The following is a 16,368-nucleotide window of genomic DNA, read 5'->3' as shown; positions in this document are numbered from 1 at the left end:
CCGTCGTCAATACACGTCGCGCACGTAGCGCTTGCTCGCGGCCAGCTGCTTGACGTACGCGGTCGCGTCATCAGGAGAGAGGCCGCCATAGCGGGCCGTGATGTCGTGCAGAGTCTGGTCGACGTCCTTGGCCATCCGGCCGGCGTCGCCGCACACATATACGTGGGCCCCGTCCTGCAGCCAGGCCCAGAGCTGGGCACCGTGCTCGCGCATGCGGTCCTGAACGTAGACCTTGGCGCGCTGGTCGCGGGAGAAGGCCAGGTCGAGGCGGGTCAGCAGCCCGTCGTCGTGCATTTGGGTGAGTTCGTCGCGGTAGTAGAAGTCGGTGGTCCGGCGCTGCTCACCGAAGAAGAGCCAGTTACGGCCGCGGTGGCCGAGGGCGCGGCGTTCGTCGAGGAAGCCGAGGAAGGGGGCGACGCCGGTGCCGGGACCGATCATCACCATCGGGGTGCCCGGGTTCGAGGGCGGGCGGAAGTGGGTGGTGTGCTGGACGTACACCGGCACCTGGGTCCGCTCCGGGTTGTCGGCCAGGTAGGCCGAGCACGCGCCGCTGCGCGGGCGGCCACGCAGATTGTCGAAGCGGACCACCGAGATGGTCAGCCGTATCTCGTCAGGGCTGGTCAGCGGGCTGGAGGAGATGGAGTACAGGCGCGGCTGGAGCCGTTTGAGCACGCCGATCCATTCCTGGGCGTCGGCGCGTACCGGGAGTTCGGCGATGACGTCGATGGCCTGGCGGCTCCAGGTCCACTTGGCCAGCTCGCCCTTGTTGCCTGGACGCAGCAACCGGGACAGATCGCGGTCACGAGTACGTTCGGCGACGAACTTGAGCAACCCCGAGGTGATCTTGGTGAGGTCCAGATGGCGGTGCAGCGCCTCGCCGAGAGGAAGCGAGCCGAGGCCGGTCAGCTCCACGTTGTCGACCGGGCTGAGACCGGTCACGGCCAGCCATTCCATGACCAGATCAGCGCTGTTGACGGGCATGACGCCGAGCGCGTCCCCGGCCTGGTAGGCCAGTTCGCCGCCGGTCTCGAAGGTGAACTGACGGACCTCTTTGGCCGAGCCGGGCAGGCTGAGCAGCCGGTTGCCCGACAGCGTCGCGGTAAAGGGCGCCGTCTTGCTGGGCCCCGGCGTGGGCGCGGGAGACCCGACGGGTACGGACGGTGAGGCGGGCTTGGTCTCGGTGAGCGAGGGGGGCGTCGTCTCGGTGAGCGTGGTGAGCACCTGGTCGAGCCAGCTCAGCGCGCGCTCCTGGTCGTCGGGCTCGCAATCGGCGCGCGGCGCCAGGCGTACCGCGCCGAGCTCCTCCAGACGACGGTCGAGCTGGCGTCCGTGACCGCAGAAGTCGTCGTAGCTGGAGTCGCCGAAGGCCAGCACCGCATACCGCACGCCGTCGAGCCGCGGTGCCCCGGGCTCGGCGAGCGCCTCCCAGAAGGCGGCACCGTTGTCGGGCGCTTCGCCGTCGCCGAACGTACTGGAGATGACCAGCAGGTCCGCCTCCGCGGGAAGAGTGGCCGGGGTGCAATCGGCCATGTCGACGAGCCGGGCCTTGCGGCCCGTGTCGGCCAGGCGGCGAGCGCTGGCGGCGGCGAACTCCTCGGCGTTGCCGGTCTGCGAGGCCCACAGGACGATGAGCTCGCGCACCGGCGCCTCGGGCGCCTCCGGTACGAGGGCAGGAGCCGCGACACGAGAGAAGGCGCCGGCCAGCGCACCGTTGATCCACAGAGCATGGCTCGGGTCGATGGGGGCGTGGCTCGGCAAGATCGGTACGGCCGTGCCGGCGGGCGGCGCATCGATCAGACCGGCCAGGAACCCGGCCAGATACTGGCGCTCGTGACCTGCGAGCACCGGCGGGGCCAGCTCGCCCAGCCCGAACAACCCGGCCAGCGCCGCGACCGGACCGGGCGCTGCGGCCGGCTCGGGCACTGCGGCCGGCTCAGGTACTCGCGAGGGAGCGTCGTCTGTGACCACCCTGGCCAGGGAGACCGCGCACACCTTCAACTCGGGCTGGAACGAGATCGGATCCACGGCGTCGCTGGTGACGGCGTTGACGCTGAGGTACTCGCCGAACAGGTCGTTCCAGTGGAACGGCGCGAAGCTGTTGCCCGGCATCACCCGGTCCGTCACGACCGCGGGCAGCACGGCCCGGCCGCGCCGGGAAGAGATGGCCACCAGGTCGCCCTCACCGATGCCAAGCTCAGCGGCGTCCCGCGGGTTGATCTCGACGAACGGGCCCGGGTTGAGCTTGTTCAGCTTGGCGACCTTGCCGGTCTTGGTCAGGGTGTGCCACTGGTGCCCCAACCGACCGGTGTTGAGTACGTACGGGAAGTCGTCGTCGGGCAGCTCGGCGGCGGGCAGGTGCGGGCGCGGGAAGAAGACGGCACGACCGTCGGCGGTGGCGAAGGCCAGGCGCGGGCGGCTGCCGTCCTCCCGTACGAGCGGCGCCTGGCTGAGACCGTCATTGAGATAGCGGATCGGATTGCGCGCGCCGGAACCGGGCGGGCTCGGCCACTGCACCGGCGTCTCCCGCAGCCGCTCGTAGGTGACGCCGCGCAGGTCGTAACCGGTCGCGGGATTGCCCGCCCGCTTGATCTCCTCGAACACCTCCTCCGCGCTCTCATAGGAGAAGTCAGCCTCGAACCCCATCTCGCAGGCGACCCTGGCGATGATCCGCCAATCCGGCAGCGCCTCCCCCACCGGCTCGACGGCCTGCTGGAGCAGGGTGAGGTTGCGCTCAGAGTTGATCATCACGCCTTCGGACTCGGCCCACAGGGCGGCCGGAAGGACGACGTCGGCGTAGGCGTTGGTCTCGGTGGCCGCGAACACGTCCTGGGTGACGACGAACTCGGCCGCCTCCAGACCGGCGATCACGGTCTTGCGGTTGGCGACGCTGGCGATCGGATTGGTACAGATGATCCAGCACGCCTTGATCTCGCCTTCGGCCATCCGCGAGAACATCTCGACCGTGCCCTGCCCGACCTCGGTACGAAGCGTGCCGGGCGCGATCCCCCACAGCTCCTCGACGAACCGGCGATCCTCCTCCACCAGCGCCGACCGTTGCCCGGGCAGTCCGGGCCCCATGTAGCCCATCTCGCGCCCACCCATCGCATTGGGCTGGCCGGTCAGCGAGAACGGGCCGCTACCGGGACGGCAGATCGCGCCCGTGGCCAGGTGCAGGTTGCACAGCGCGTTGGTGTTCCAGGTGCCGTGAGTGCTCTGGTTGAGCCCCATCGTCCAGCAGCTCATCCACTCGCCGGCTTCGCCGATCCACTGAGCCGCCCGACGCAGGTCGGCCTCGGGTATCCCGGTGATCTCCGCGACCGCGGCGGGCGGATAGTCGAGCAGGAAGCCCGGCATGGCCGCCCAGCCGTTGGTGTGCTCCGCGATGAACTCCTGGTCGATGTGGCCGTCCTCGACCAGGAGGTGCAGCAGCCCGTTGAGCAGGGCCAGATCCGTGCCCGGCCGTACCTGTAGGAACAGGTCGGCCTTGTCGGCCGTGGCCGTGCGGCGCGGGTCCACCACGATCAGCTTGGCGCCGGCCTTGACCCGGTGCATCATCCGCAGGAACAGGATGGGGTGGCAGTCGGCCATGTTCGCGCCGATGACGAAGAACACCTCGGCGCGCTCGAAGTCCTCGTACGAGCCGGGCGGGCCGTCCGAGCCCAGCGACAGCTTGTAGCCGCTGCCCGCGCTGGCCATGCACAACCGTGAGTTCGACTCGATCTGATTGGTGCCGACGAACCCCTTGGCCAGCTTGTTCGCCAGGTACTGGGCCTCCAGCGTCAGCTGCCCGGACACGTAGAACGACAGCGCGTCGGGCCCGTGCTCGTCCAGGATCGCGCGCAGCCGCTGGGCGGTCGCCGTGATCGCCGCGTCGACACCGGCCTCCGCCGGCTCCGCACCCCGATCCGGCCGGACGAGCGCCCGCTCCAGCCGGCCGGGAGCCGCGAGCATCGCCGCGCTGGTGGCTCCCTTCGTACACAGACGTCCGGCGTTGGCCGGATGGCTCTTGTCCCCCGAAGCCTTGACCACCCTCCGCCGCCCATCGGCGCCACGCGTGACGTCGAGCACGATGCCGCAGCCGACGCCGCAATAGGAACAGACGGTCTTCACCCGGTCCGTCGCCGTCATCGGCCCTTCTCCTCTACAGGGCCTGAACGCTGTCCCGGGCAGTGGGCGCGTCGCAGCCGCAGCGGGCAGATCCAACACGCAAAAGGTAAGAAGCTGGCGTTACAGGGACGTCACATCAGCCGACTGCGGCCGGTTACATTCAGATCACCACCGATCCCTGCCCGCCACGCACCCGCTACTTCGGTTCGATCCCAGCCGAGCACTCCGCGCCGGTATTAGCAAGAAGCCCCCTGTGATGATCACAGAGGGCTTCTGACCTCGGAGGTCGCCAAGCAGGTGGTACGCCAGCCTGCGGATGGCTTCCGGGCCGACCGGGTGACCGACCGTCGGTCAGGCGTCGGCCAGGCGGGTGCCGTCGTCGGTCAGGTGGACGGCGCGGCCGGTGGTCGCCGAGCGGGTGGCCGCGGCTCCCACCAGTACGCTGCGGATGCCGTCGCGGTACCCGGCGGGGCGGCCCAGCGGGTCCTCGCTCGGGCCGCGGAAGATGTCGTTCAGGAGCAGCCGGTCGCCGCCGCCGTGACCACCCTCCCCCTGCTCGATGGTGATCTCCTCCGCCTCCTGCCAGTGCCGGTGCAGGATGAGCTTCTCCCAGGCACCGGCCGCGTGTTGCTTGGTGGCGGCGCTCGGGTCGATCGCGGCGTGCGGCGGCGTCCAAGATCGCTCGCACACCTCCAGCTCGATCCGCCCCTCCGTGCCGTTGAAGACGACGCGGTAGCCCTCGTACGGGGCGTGCGCGGTGAGGGAGTACGTGAGCATGGCCCGGTTCGCGTAGCGGACCAGGACCGACATGTTGTCGTCGATCGTCACGCCCGGCCCGAAGACGTCCTGGTCGCGGATGTAGCCGTCTTCGTGCTCGGCGTCCAGGTAGAGGCGCTTGAGGTGCTGATCGGTGGAGATGTCCAGGATGAAGGGGTCGGTGCCGAGGCCGGGCGCGCCCTGGCCGCGGGCGGGGCGCGGACCCCGGGGCAGGGCCTGGCCGTAAAAACGAAGGTCCGTCTGAGCGAAGACGAGCTCGGGTGCGGCCGCGAGCCACCAGTTGACCAGGTCGAAGTGGTGGGTGGACTTGTGCACGAGCAGGCCGCCGGAGTTGGCCCGCTCGCGGTGCCAGCGGCGGAAGTAGTCGGCGCCGTGGATGGTGTCGAGTGCCCAGTCGAAGTGGACGGAGGTGATCTCGCCGATCGCGCCTTCGCTGATCAGCTTCTTCACTGCCGAGTTGCGGGGCGAGTAGCGGTAGTTGAAGGTGACCACCAGTTTGCCCGGGTTGCGCTCGGCGGCGGCGGCGATGGCCTCGCAGCCTTCGGCGTCGATGGTGAGCGGCTTCTCCACGATGACGTCGAGCCCCGCGTCGAGGGCGGCGACGACATAGCGGGCGTGGGTCACGTCCACCGTCGTCACCACGACCGCGTCGGCCAGCTCCAGCAGCTTGCCGAACTCGTCCGGATGGAAGCGGGGCACGTCGTCGCCGATGCGCTCGGCGTAGTAGTCCATGCGGGTCCGGTTGGTGTCGCAGAGGCCGACGATCGTACCGGTGTCCCGCCAGTCGCCCAGCAGGGCGTCGATGTACATCCGGACGCGGTGACCAAGGCCGACGAAGGCGTACCTGGTGCTCAACTTCTCTCCCCGAGTAGCGAAAATGATGGGCCGGAGCCACTGACGGCCCCGGCCCTGCCCGTACCGACCTCAGCCGGCGAGGGCGGCGTTGGCTTCAGTCAGGAACTTCTGCGCGGCGGCGTCCGGTGTCGTCTTGGCGAAGACGACCTCCTCGGTGACGCGCTTGAGGATGTCGTCCACCTGGAGCGCGCCCTTCGGCGGGGCGGCGATCGGGCTCAGCTCGCTCCTGACCTCGTCGATGAAGCCCAGCGTCTTCTGGTCGACGGCCGGCAGCTTGTCCTTGACGGCCGCGAGCACCTTGGCGTTGGTCGGCAGGCCGCGGTCGCTCAGCAGGATCGAGGCCGCGTCCGGGTCATTGACCATGAAGTCGATGAACTTGGCGGCTTCCGCCGGATGCTCGGACTTGGCGGCGACGGTGTAGAACATCGACGGCTGCAGGAACATACCGCTGGTGGTCGCCCCCTTCACCTTGGGCATGCGCAGCAGGGTCAGCTCCTGACCGGACGCCTTGGTCAGGCCGCCGAGCTGGTTGCTCCACCACATGCCCGTCGCACCGGCGTTGGTGCCCAGCGGCGACTGTTCGACCCCGCCCGCGATCAGCTCGGAGCTCTTCGCCGCGTCAGGCGAGCCCTTGGTCTGGATGAGCTGCTGGTGGATGGCCCACCAGGCCTTCAGCGTGTCAGGCGAGACGCCCAGCTTCTTGCCGTCGTACAGCTTCTCGCCGCGCTGGGCCGCGAAGATCTGCAGCCAGGCAGGGTTGTAGTTGTACTCGGCTCCCGTGATGCCGCCACCGCTCGCGCTGATCTGCTTGGCCAGGTTGATCCAGTCGTCCCAGGTCCAGGACTTGTCGTCGGGCACCTTCTGCTTGGCCTTCTCGATCGTCGCCTTGTTGACGAGCATGGAGAAGGCGTTGACGCCGGAGGGAATGGCGTACTGCTTGCTGTCGATGTTCCCGGCGGCGAGCGCCTGCTGGTCGAGGTCGGTCGTGACCACCTTGCCCGCCAGGTCGGCCAGGGCGCCGCGCCCGGCGTACTCGCCCAGGCCGCGGATCTCGATGCTCATGACGTCGGGGGCGTCGTTCGCCGCCACCTTGGTGGCGAGTTTCTCGTAGTAGTTGTTGAAGTCGGAGAAGTCACCCTCGACGTTGATGGTCGGGTTCTTCTCCTCGAACTTCTTGATCACCTGCTCGGTGAGCTTCTGCCGGGAGTCGCTGCCCCAGTACGAGAAGCGGAGTTCGACCTTGCCACTGTCCGCCTTGTCGCCGCCGCCGCAGGCGCCGGCCGACGTCATCACGGTGGCCGCGAGCAGGGCAAACGTCCAAATCTTCTTGCGCGAGCTGAAACTCACAGCTCTACCTCCTGGTGAAGAGTTGCGGGGGGGTGTTACTTGAGTCCGGTGGTCGCCATGCCACGGATCAGGTATTTCTGGCCGGCCAGGAAGAATCCGAAGATCGGCCCCAGCGACACGATCGACATCGCGAACATCGGCCCCCACGAGGACTCACCGCTGGAGTCCAGGAACTGGCGCAGCGCGACGGCGACCGTGAGGTTGTCGGAGTTCGTCAGGTACAGGTTCTGGCTGAAGAAGTCGTTCCACGTCCAGATGAAGGTGAAGATGCCGGTCGTGGCGAGCGCCGGGGTGCAGAGCGGAAGGATCACCTGGAGGAAGACCCGCCAGTAGCCCGCGCCGTCGATGGAGGCGGCCTCGTCCAGCTCCCTCGGCAGGGTCCGGATGAACTGGACCATGAGGAAGATGAAGAACGCGTCCGTGGCCAGGAACTTGGGCACGATCAGCGGCCAGATCGTGTTGATCCAGTCGAGCTTGGAGAACACGATGTACTGCGGCACGACCGTCACATGATGCGGCAGCATGATCGAGCCGAGCATGACCGCGAACCAGAGCTTCTTCAGCGGGAAGTTCAGCCGGGCGAATGCGTACGCGGCCAGCGAGCAGGCGATCAGGTTGGCCGCCACCGACAGGCCGGTGATGACCGCGGAGTTCCACAGGTAGAACCCGAAGGAGTGCTTGAGCGAGGTCCAGCCGTCGCTGTAGTTCTCCAGTGTGAAGGTGCTCGGCCACAGGCCGGGCTCGCGGAAGATGAGCTCCTCGGGCTTGAGTGAGCTGGACACCATCCAGAGCAGCGGATAGAGCATGACCAGGCCGAAGCCGATCAGCAGGATGTGCTTGAGCAGCCGGCTGCCCCGCGGAAGCGGGCGGAACAGCAGCGGGACGGCCTTACTTGGTGTCGCCATAGAAGACCCAATACTTCGACGCGAGGAAGTTGACGCCGGTCAGTCCGGCGATGATGAGCAGGAGGACCCAGGCCATGGCTGCCGCATAGCCCATGTCGTAGCTCTTGAAGCCCTTCAGGTAGAGGTAGAGCGTGTAGAAGAGCGTGGAGTCGACCGGTCCGCCCGTACCGCTGCTGACGATGAACGACTGGGTGAAGGACTGGAACGACTTGATCACTTCGAGTACGAGGTTGAAGAAGATGATCGGCGTGAGCAGGGGCAGCGTGATCGAGCGGAACTGACGGAGCTTGCCGGCCCCGTCCACCTGGGCCGCCTCGTAGTAGCTCTGCGGAATCTGCCGCAGCCCCGCCAGGAAGATCACCATGGGCGCGCCGAACGTCCACACGTGCAGGAGGATCAGCGTCCCCAGCGCGGTGTCGGGATCGGAGACCCAGCCGGCGCCCTGGATGCCGAAGACGTCCAGTACGGCGTTGACCAGGCCGTCACTACCGAAGAGCTTGCGCCAGAGGATCGCGATCGCCACGCTGCCACCGAGCAGGGACGGCAGGTAGTAGATCGAGCGGTAGAACGACAGACCACGCAGTCCCCGGTCGAGCGCCAGCGCCAGCCCGAGCGCGAAGGCCAGCTGCAAGGGCACCGACACGACCACGTAGATCGTGGTCACCTTCAGCGAGGTGAGGAACCGCGTGTCCTCGGTGAACATCTTCGCGTAGTTGTCGAGCCCGATCCACTTGGCCGTTTCCAGCATGTTGAAGTCGGTGAACGACAGGTACAGCGACGCCAGGATCGGGCCGACCGTGATCACGAACAGGCCGAGGAACCATGGTGCCAGGAAGAGGTAGGCCGTACGGGCCTCTCGCCGTTTGTGGTTGTTCACCCGCTTGGTGCGCCTCGCACCCGGCGGCTTGGCGTGGGCTCGCCGGGGAGCGAGCGCCCGTTCCGGGGTTACCGCGATCGAATCGGACATAGACGCATGTGTCCCTCATTCCTGGCCGTCCGGGCACGGCGGGATCGGATAGCGCTTTCCTATAGGTGCGCCAAAAGTTTCGTCAACCCTTTGCAGGCGTTACGTAGATGTTACCGATATATCGTGATCTATGTTTTGCCAGCTCAAGGCGCTATCCGAGCAATTAGCTTCCCAGCTAAAATTTTCCGCTGACTACAACCGGTTGCACTGTTCGGCCCACTAGGAGCCGCTCAGCTCCTTGGTCGTGGAGGCGCGACTCACCCGGTCATGCAGCGGCTCACTCAGACGAGGCTCCCCCTCAGAGCGGTCTCCAGAAGGCGGCGACAGGGCCGCGCTTCTTCCCCTCGCTCGGGCAGCAACTCGCCGTGGCAACCGTTGCTGGGCAGCCTCAGGGGTGGATCTTCTTCTGCTCGGCCAGCATCGTGACGTACTGCTCGATACGACGTGCCCGGGTTTCGGGTTTCTTGGCGTCCTGCACGCGGTACAGCACCGCGTAACGATTGCGGCTGTCCAGCGTTGCGAAGAATTCCTGCGCGGCGGGATTCTGAGCCAGGGCACGCGCCAAATCGTCGGGTACGGTGGCGGTCCGCGGTCCGTCATACGCGGCGTCCCAGCGGCCGTCCTCTTTCGCGCGTTGGATCTCCAGCAGGCCCGCCGGCCTCATCCGGCCCTGGTCGATCAGCGCGGTGACCTTGTCGCGGTTGACCTTCGACCATTTGCTCCTCGGCCTGCGGGGAGTGAAGCGCTGCAGCCAGTGGTCATCGTCGAACTTGGCCTTCTGCCCGTCGATCCAACCGAAGCACAGTGCCACGTCAAGCGCCTCGGCATAGGTCAGCGACTGGCCGCCCGCCACCTTCTTGTCGAGCTTGAGCCAGATTCCGGACGAGGAGGTATGGCTGACGGCGAGCCATGCTTCGAATGCCGCGGCCGACGGGAACGAGCGAGTTTCCACTAGATCACCTGCTGTGATGGCGCGGACGTGAGGGTATCCCAGGCGGCCATCGCGCAGGTGATGACCGTTTCCAGTTCGGCGCGGGTGGCGCCGTCGCGGGCTTGTATGGAGAGGCCCTGAACCACGGTGGTGTAGTAGCGGGCGATGGCGTCGAGGCTGGTGGGTGGTGCGGTGAGGTCACCGTCGGTGACGCCGCGAGTGAGCCGGTCTTTGACGGTGGTGAACTGGTCGTGCCGGCGGTCGGCGAGGAATTCGCGGACCGCGTGGTTTTCCACGGCGCCGGTCGGTGCGGCGAGGATGAGCATGCAGTAGTGCGGGGTGTCGGGGCGGGTGATCTCATCGGCGGTGGCGCGCAGCATGGCGTGGATCGCGGCGCGTGCGGTCGGTTGTTCGCGTAGCGCGCGCCTGGGCGGCTCGCCCGAGGTCGTGCCGTAGAGGGCCATGACCTTGCGGAACAGCTCCTCCTTGCTGCCGAAGCAGGCGTAGATGCTGGCCGAGGCGATGCCCATTGCCTGGGCCAGGTCGTTGAGCGAGGTGCCCTCGTAGCCCCGTTCCCAGAACAGGTCCAGCGCTTGGCGCAGGGCGGCGTCCGGGTCGAACGTGCGCGGCCTGCCGCGAGCAGCCATCGGCATGTGCCTCCGTACTTGTTTGTCGTTCGATCAAGTTTACCTTGACCTGCGTCGTACGGGCGTGCCACGATTTGTTTGTCGTTCGATAAATAAGTCCGTTCGACAAATGAAGAGGGAGCCGATCGTCATGAGCATTCCCGCGACCATGCGCGCCCTGGAGCAGACGTCACTGAACGGCCCGCAGGACCTGCGGCTGATCACCGACGCGCCGGTACAGAGCCCAGGCCCGGGCGAGGTCCTGATCCGGGTCACCGCCGCCGGCGTCAACTTCGTCGACATCTCGCAGGCCCGCGGCACGTTCGCGGGCGGCCCGCGGCCGCCGTATCTGGCGGGCATCGAGGGCGCCGGTGAAGTCACCGCCGTCGGTGAGGGGGTGACCGGACTGGAGCCCGGCGCCCACGTCATCGGCGTCGACGTCACAGGCGGCGCCTTCGCCGAGCACATGGTGCTGCCCGCGGCCGGCGCGGTGCCCGTGCCGGCGGGCTGGGCCGACGAGCAGGCGCTCGGCCTGGTCGTGAACTGGCCGACCGCGCTGGCGGCGCTCAAGCCGCTGGGCCGTATCGCTGCCGGGCAGACCGTGCTGATCCACGCCGCGGCCGGCGGAACCGGCCAGGCCGCGGTGAAGATGGCCAAACATTACGGCGCCACGGTGATCGCCACGGCCTCGCCAGGCAAGCATGAGGTGGTACGAACGCAAGGCGCGGACCACGTCATCGACTCCCGCGACACCGACATCGCCGCCGAGGTCCTGAGACTGACCGGCGGCGCGGGCGCCGACCTGGTCCTGGAGTCGGTCGGCGGCGCCACCCTCGACGCCAGCCTGGCCGCGACCAAACGGGTCACCGGCCGGGTCGTCGTCTATGGCCTGGCCGGCGGCGAAGCCGCGATCACCAACTGGGAACTGGTCTACAAACACCAGATCCACCTCATCGGCCTGAACATCGGCACCCTGATCCAGACCGCACCACAGATCTTCGGCGAAGTCATGGGCGAGATGTCCGGCCTTCTCGCGGCCGGCGTGCTCGGCCCCGGCCAGCCCACCGTCTACGAGTTGGCCGAGGGGCCGAAAGCACTCGCAGAACTGGAAGCGCGGGCCACCGTGGGCAAGCTGGCACTGCTGCCCTGAACAGACCGTGACGCCAGGCGGCTTCTGCCGATGGCAGGCTCGCGCCCGATCACACCGAAATGACAGGAGCAACAGGCATGACCATGAAAGACAAGACGGTCTTGGTGACCGGGGCCAACCGTGGCCTCGGGCAGGCGCTCGCAGCCGAAGCCCTGGCCAGGGGCGCCAGGCGGGTGTATGCCGGCACCCGCCGGCCGCTGGCCCACCCAGACGACCGGGTGACGCCCCTGAGCCTGGACATCACCAGCCCGGCGCAGATCCAAGCGGCTGCCGATCAGGTTGAGTCACTGGACATGTTGATCAACAACGCCGGCATCGCGCTGCCCGACGACCTGACCGACCCGGCCGTACTCGAACGTCATCTGGCCGTCAACCTTTTCGGGACCTACGCCGTGACCCAGGCCTTCCTACCGGCGGTGACCCGCTCCCGCGGGGCCATCGTCAACATCCTCTCGGTGAACTCTCTCGCTGCCTTGCCGTTCATAATCCCGGCCTACTCCGTCTCGAAGGCGGCCGCGTTCTCCTTGACCCAGTCGCTTCGCGCTCACGTGGCCGCGCAGGGGGTTAGGGTGCACGCCGTCCTGCCCGGCCCGGTGGATACCGATATGATCCGCGGCTTCGACATACCGAAGGCATCCCCGGAATCGGTCGCGCTGGCCGTCTTCGACGCGATCGACAATGGGGAGGAGGAAATATTCCCCGACCCTGCCTCGGCGCCCATGGCTGCCCTCTGGCGCGATGGCGCGGCCAAGGTGCTCGAGCGCCAGTTCGCGCAACTAGCACCCGTCAGCTCGTAAGCCCTCGTAAGCCCTCCCTCGCAAGACCTCGCAAGCCCTCCCTCGTCGGCCCTCGCAAGCCCTCCCTGGTAAGCAAGAGGAAGTGCTCGGCCCCGGCCAGGCCATCACCCTCGCAGAGGAGTGGATCAGGGAGCTCGCCAACGAGTAGCCGTCAGTGTTCCGGCGGACTACCGGTCAGGTGTCAGCTTGTCCCGTTCAGCCCTGGTCAGGCGGGCCACGACCAGGTCGTAGGAGTGATCGACCAGGTCGAGGAGTACGTCGTCGGGCACGGAGCCGTCGAGCGTGATCGTGTTCCAGTGCCGCTTGTTGAGGTGGTAGCCCGCGGTGATCGCCGCATACCGGCCACGCAGATCGACCGCGAGGTCCGGGTCGCATTTGAGGCTGATGCTGCCGGGAAGCGAGCCCAGCACGACCAGCGCGAACATCTTGCCGGCGACTTTGAACACCGCCACCTCGTCGCCGAACGGGTAGTCCTCGACCGATCCTGGCTGAGCGCCGCACGCCGCGATCAACCGGTCACGCCGGGAGCTGTGCACCATCACGTACTCACACCTGCCATCCTCTAGCTCCGCGGCCGGTGCCCGTCGCCGCTGAGACTCACCGGGTAGCCCGCCAAAGGCCGGCATTCATCATCGCTGGTGACGTCGCCGCCCGTGATCGGGTAGCCGGCGTCGGTCTCCAGTATTGCGTGGAAGATCTGATCGGCCTTCGGTGAGTCCGCAGCGCCGAACTCGGCCAGGGTGTTGAAGTCGAGGTCGCCGCCGAACACGTTCGCGTAAAACTCCATTGCCTCGCGGGCGTTGTTGCCGTTGAAGGTCAGGTAGGGGTTTCATCCGAGAGGACATTCACGCGATCACCCAGCAGGTACGAGGGACAGAACGGGCACGCTGTGCAGCACTTCACCCCCACGCAAGGTCTAATATCGACCCCGCGATGAAGAGGGTCAGCGCCGTCCATTTCACTGGATCGCCGGTGGCCTGCCGCCCGAGAAGGAACAGGCCCCCATGAACTCAGGACGACTGTCGTGATGACCTGTTGCAGGTAAAGGAAGAGGACGGCAATCCCTGCCGCACCGACCGCAACCATCCCAGGAATAATGCAGCCGGACAGACCCCCATCGGCGCTGTACCTTCTGTGTTGCGCGGCCAGGAAGGAATTCGCCTGGTCCGACAAGTCGAGTCGGCGAGCTACCTCCTGCACGGCTTCCGTTTCAATGAACGTCGCCTGATCAGGGCATATGCGGTCGTCGTGCTTCTCGCTACACGGGCATTCCACTCTCATTCGGGCGCTCGCTCGTGCGATGAATTCCTCGACATTGGCAACCGATAGCAGCGGCGGCCTCGATCGCTGCGCCCAGGATCGTTTTGGCAAGCTGTCTCGGCAGGTGGTCATACTTCGCGAACTTCCGGATCTCGCGAAGTAATGTGCGTTGTCGCGTAGCCCGCTCGTGGGCTCTCTGTAACCGCTCGCGACCTACAAGATCGAGCCATCAGCGCGACATGGCCGCCGGCTGGCTTGGTGAGGTGGAGGGCATCGACCTCACACTGAGGTTCCTCGTCAGCAAGCCAGACGACGCGACTTGGGCAGGTGCTGTACGGCGCTGCTGTACAGCCCTCCCCACGACCTCCCGCTTCAGACTTGGGCGGCGCCGAGTTCGGCGAGCAGGGCGTCGAGCACGTGCATGGCGCGCCATGCCTTGGTCATGCCGAACTGCGCGGAGAACCGTACGACGGCACGGGCCTCCTCCGGTGTGGCGCCGGCGGCGAGTGCGCGCGTCAGGTGGGCGCGGAAGCTCTCTTGCAGGGTCTGGAAGAGCACGTCGACGGTCATCGTGATGAACGCGCGCTCACGGACCGACAGCAGCCGCATGTCGGCGCGCATCCGCGACTGCAGGTCCATGTAGATGCCGAACGGCGCGTCAAGGGCGGCCACGGCCTGCCGCATCGGCTCGGGGAGCGGGCTGCCCGAGCCGTTGGCGTTCACCTCGTGGCCCTGGCCGGCGGGGGCGGGCAGGGCGTGCTCCCGTTCCAGGTCGGTCAGGCGAGCGAGCGCTGTCAGGGCGGCGGGATAACCGCTGTCGTAGGCGACGAAGCGGAGCATTTCGCGCAGGTCGTCGGCCGACAAACCGCAGTCTGCCGCCATCGTCACGTGCTGTTGGAAGGGCAGGCCGAGGGTCTGCTGGCAGACGTCGGCTGTGAGGCACAGCAGGACCTTCTCGCGCGTGGTCAGCTCCGTGCTCTCGTCCCAGAGCAGGCGGTCGGTGGCGGCGCTCATCTCGGCGAACACCGAGTCCAGTGCCTTGACCTGGTTATCCATGAGAAATCCTCTTATGTGAACGACTGTAGTGCTACGACTGTAGCGCTAAAGTCGTTCGCCTACAATGGGCCACCATGGACACGACCCCCTCCGCTCCGGCCGGCCCTTCTGGCGGCAGGCGGGGCCGCAACCCGCGCGGCCAGGGCGAGCGGCTGCGCGACGACATCGTCGGCGCCGCCCTGCGACTGCTGGACGAACACGGCGACGACCAGGCCGTGTCCATGCGCGCGGTGGCCCGGGAGGTCGGCGTCGCGGCGACCTCTGTGTACATTCACTTCGCCGACCGGGACGCGCTCGTCCTGGCCGCCCTGGAGAAGTTCCATCGCGAACTCTTGGAGGCCGTCGATCAGGCTGAGACCGGTGCCACCGATCCGGCGGGCAAGCTGCGTGCCCGCGTCCTGCTGCTGGGCAGGTGGGTCCAACGGCACCCCGGCCTGTACAAGGTGTTGCACGAGAGCACGCTCAACCAGCGGGCGGCCATGTCCTTCAAGCAGGAGCTGGCCGAGCGCACCACCGCCGCGGTGCAGCGGTGTATCGACGCCGGGCTCGCCCCGGCCGACGACGCCGCAGTGGTCTCACTGGACTTGAGGGCGGCGGTCCACGGGGCCGTGTCGATGCGGGTCAATCAGCCCGACCTGCCATGGCCGCCGCTGGAGGAGCAGATCGATCGTTTCCTGACCAAGCTCGTCGGCCTCACACTCGCCACTGGGCGGTGACCGGAACAGCCGCGGCCCGAACTCCGGGCGTCGAGCAGGCGCCGCCCTGCGCTTCAACTACCTCGATGCCACGGCCGAGCTTCTCGATCTCACCGGAAACGTTGAGACGCCCGATCTCAGCGTGCCACCCCACGCCGGTGGTCACCCGCGCGGCAGTCGAAGATCGAACGCGGCGCCCGAGTCGGACGGCAGGGCGCGGGCGTGCCCATCGTGGGCGGCGGCGACAGCCGCGACGATGGCGAGCCCGAGGCCCGTACCGGACCGGCGGGTGGGATCGGCGCGGTAGAAGCGTTCGAAGGCGCGCGCTGCCTGCGCAGCACTCAGCCCGGGACCTTCGTCGCGCACCTCGATGACCGCGTCATCACCCTCTACCCGGACCATCACGGTCGCCGCCGTACCGGCCGGGGTGTGCGTGCGTACGTTGGCCAGCAGGTTGTCCAGGGCCTGGCGCAGACGCGTGCGGTCGCCTCGGACCGGCCGATTGAAGATGTTGCGGTAAAACGCTGCTGTACGAGATCGAAAAAGGCCCTCCGGGATCATCCCGAAGGGCCTTTGACCTGCTGTGCGGCCGGAGGTACACGAAACCCCAACCTTCTGATCCGTAGGGAAGGGCAGATGCCTCGTCAGCGGCGTTCCGCTCCGCTCAGGCAGCATATGCGAACCGATAGTGTCTGATCGTGCAAGGCGGTGTTGCTGTACTTCACTGCTGTACGTCGTTGACCATGGCTGACCGCTGCGTCTCGCACGGCTGTGGCACGAACTTCAGCTGATGACAGTTAGCCACGACGGCGAGTGCCCCGACCGATTACGCACGCGTCTGCCTCACTGCGCCTCCACCGGCATCAGTCACGCTGTTCGGTGGCTCTTCTCGAGC

14 protein-coding genes are annotated in these 16,368 nt (G+C 67.3%); 3 read left to right on the top strand and 11 right to left on the bottom strand.

The window, feature by feature from the left end; genetic code table 11:
• Nucleotides 1–6: 6 nt before the first annotated feature.
• The 7 genes from ACGFJ2_RS27980 to ACGFJ2_RS27950 all read right to left on the bottom strand — a co-directional run bounded on the left by ACGFJ2_RS27980 (nt 7) and on the right by ACGFJ2_RS27950 (nt 10,542).
• The gene (locus ACGFJ2_RS27980) at nt 7–4,128 is read right to left on the bottom strand and encodes a molybdopterin-dependent oxidoreductase (protein WP_393473131.1); all 4,122 of its coding nucleotides are present in this window, start codon (nt 4,126–4,128) and stop codon (nt 7–9) included.
• A 330-nt stretch (nt 4,129–4,458) separates the two neighbouring features.
• Nucleotides 4,459–5,739, bottom strand: a complete 1,281-nt coding sequence (locus ACGFJ2_RS27975; RefSeq protein ID WP_393473128.1) for a Gfo/Idh/MocA family protein — start codon at nt 5,737–5,739, stop codon at nt 4,459–4,461.
• 69 nt (nt 5,740–5,808) lie between these two features.
• A complete protein-coding gene (locus ACGFJ2_RS27970) occupies nt 5,809–7,086 on the bottom strand; it encodes an ABC transporter substrate-binding protein (RefSeq protein ID WP_393473125.1) in 1,278 nt (425 codons plus the stop codon).
• Nucleotides 7,087–7,121: 35 nt separating this feature from the next.
• Complete coding sequence (locus tag ACGFJ2_RS27965) at nt 7,122–7,991, bottom strand: carbohydrate ABC transporter permease (RefSeq protein WP_357957627.1); 870 nt, start codon at nt 7,989–7,991, stop codon at nt 7,122–7,124.
• Nucleotides 7,975–8,958 carry a sugar ABC transporter permease gene (locus tag ACGFJ2_RS27960; RefSeq protein WP_357957629.1) on the bottom strand — a complete coding sequence of 328 codons (984 nt, stop codon included), beginning with the start codon at nt 8,956–8,958 and terminating at the stop codon, nt 7,975–7,977. Before ACGFJ2_RS27960 ends, ACGFJ2_RS27965 begins: the two co-directional genes overlap by 17 nt.
• A 388-nt stretch (nt 8,959–9,346) precedes the next feature.
• Nucleotides 9,347–9,910, bottom strand: coding sequence for a YdeI/OmpD-associated family protein (locus ACGFJ2_RS27955; RefSeq protein WP_357957630.1), 564 nt, complete (start codon nt 9,908–9,910; stop codon nt 9,347–9,349).
• Nucleotides 9,910–10,542: a TetR/AcrR family transcriptional regulator gene (locus ACGFJ2_RS27950; RefSeq protein WP_358180116.1), complete on the bottom strand. Its 633-nt coding sequence runs from the start codon at nt 10,540–10,542 to the stop codon at nt 9,910–9,912. Before ACGFJ2_RS27950 ends, ACGFJ2_RS27955 begins: the two co-directional genes overlap by 1 nt.
• A gap of 124 nt (nt 10,543–10,666) precedes the next feature.
• On the opposite strand from ACGFJ2_RS27950, the gene ACGFJ2_RS27945 reads away from it, so the two are divergent.
• Together ACGFJ2_RS27945 and ACGFJ2_RS27940 are read left to right on the top strand one after the other, a co-directional pair.
• A complete protein-coding gene (locus tag ACGFJ2_RS27945) occupies nt 10,667–11,665 on the top strand; it encodes an NADPH:quinone oxidoreductase family protein (RefSeq protein WP_393473120.1) in 999 nt (332 codons plus the stop codon).
• A gap of 77 nt (nt 11,666–11,742) precedes the next feature.
• Nucleotides 11,743–12,462 (top strand): SDR family NAD(P)-dependent oxidoreductase, encoded by a 720-nt coding sequence (locus tag ACGFJ2_RS27940; RefSeq protein WP_393473117.1) that lies wholly within the window; start codon nt 11,743–11,745, stop codon nt 12,460–12,462.
• Nucleotides 12,463–12,629: 167 nt separating this feature from the next.
• Here ACGFJ2_RS27940 and ACGFJ2_RS27935 read toward each other — a convergent pair whose 3' ends face one another.
• The 3 genes from ACGFJ2_RS27935 to ACGFJ2_RS27925 all read right to left on the bottom strand — a co-directional run bounded on the left by ACGFJ2_RS27935 (nt 12,630) and on the right by ACGFJ2_RS27925 (nt 14,778).
• On the bottom strand, nt 12,630–13,001 hold the full coding sequence (locus ACGFJ2_RS27935; protein ID WP_393473974.1) for an MmcQ/YjbR family DNA-binding protein: 372 nt from the start codon (nt 12,999–13,001) through the stop codon (nt 12,630–12,632).
• Between the two features lie 23 nt (nt 13,002–13,024).
• Nucleotides 13,025–13,249 (bottom strand): hypothetical protein, encoded by a 225-nt coding sequence (locus ACGFJ2_RS27930; protein WP_393473114.1) that lies wholly within the window; start codon nt 13,247–13,249, stop codon nt 13,025–13,027.
• A gap of 845 nt (nt 13,250–14,094) precedes the next feature.
• On the bottom strand, nt 14,095–14,778 hold the full coding sequence (locus tag ACGFJ2_RS27925; RefSeq protein WP_393473111.1) for a carboxymuconolactone decarboxylase family protein: 684 nt from the start codon (nt 14,776–14,778) through the stop codon (nt 14,095–14,097).
• Between the two features lie 74 nt (nt 14,779–14,852).
• Between ACGFJ2_RS27925 and ACGFJ2_RS27920 the strand changes: the two genes are divergently transcribed.
• On the top strand, nt 14,853–15,494 hold the full coding sequence (locus ACGFJ2_RS27920; protein WP_357957640.1) for a TetR/AcrR family transcriptional regulator: 642 nt from the start codon (nt 14,853–14,855) through the stop codon (nt 15,492–15,494).
• A 141-nt stretch (nt 15,495–15,635) separates the two neighbouring features.
• On the opposite strand, the gene ACGFJ2_RS27915 is transcribed toward ACGFJ2_RS27920, so the two are convergent.
• The gene (locus ACGFJ2_RS27915; RefSeq protein WP_358180112.1) at nt 15,636–16,034 is read right to left on the bottom strand and encodes an ATP-binding protein; all 399 of its coding nucleotides are present in this window, start codon (nt 16,032–16,034) and stop codon (nt 15,636–15,638) included.
• Between the last annotated feature and the right edge of the window lie 334 nt (nt 16,035–16,368).

Source organism: Nonomuraea sp. NPDC049028 (assembly GCF_043197735.1).
Lineage (GTDB): Bacteria > Actinomycetota > Actinomycetes > Streptosporangiales > Streptosporangiaceae > Nonomuraea.
This window is presented reverse-complemented; position numbering and strand designations above follow the sequence as displayed.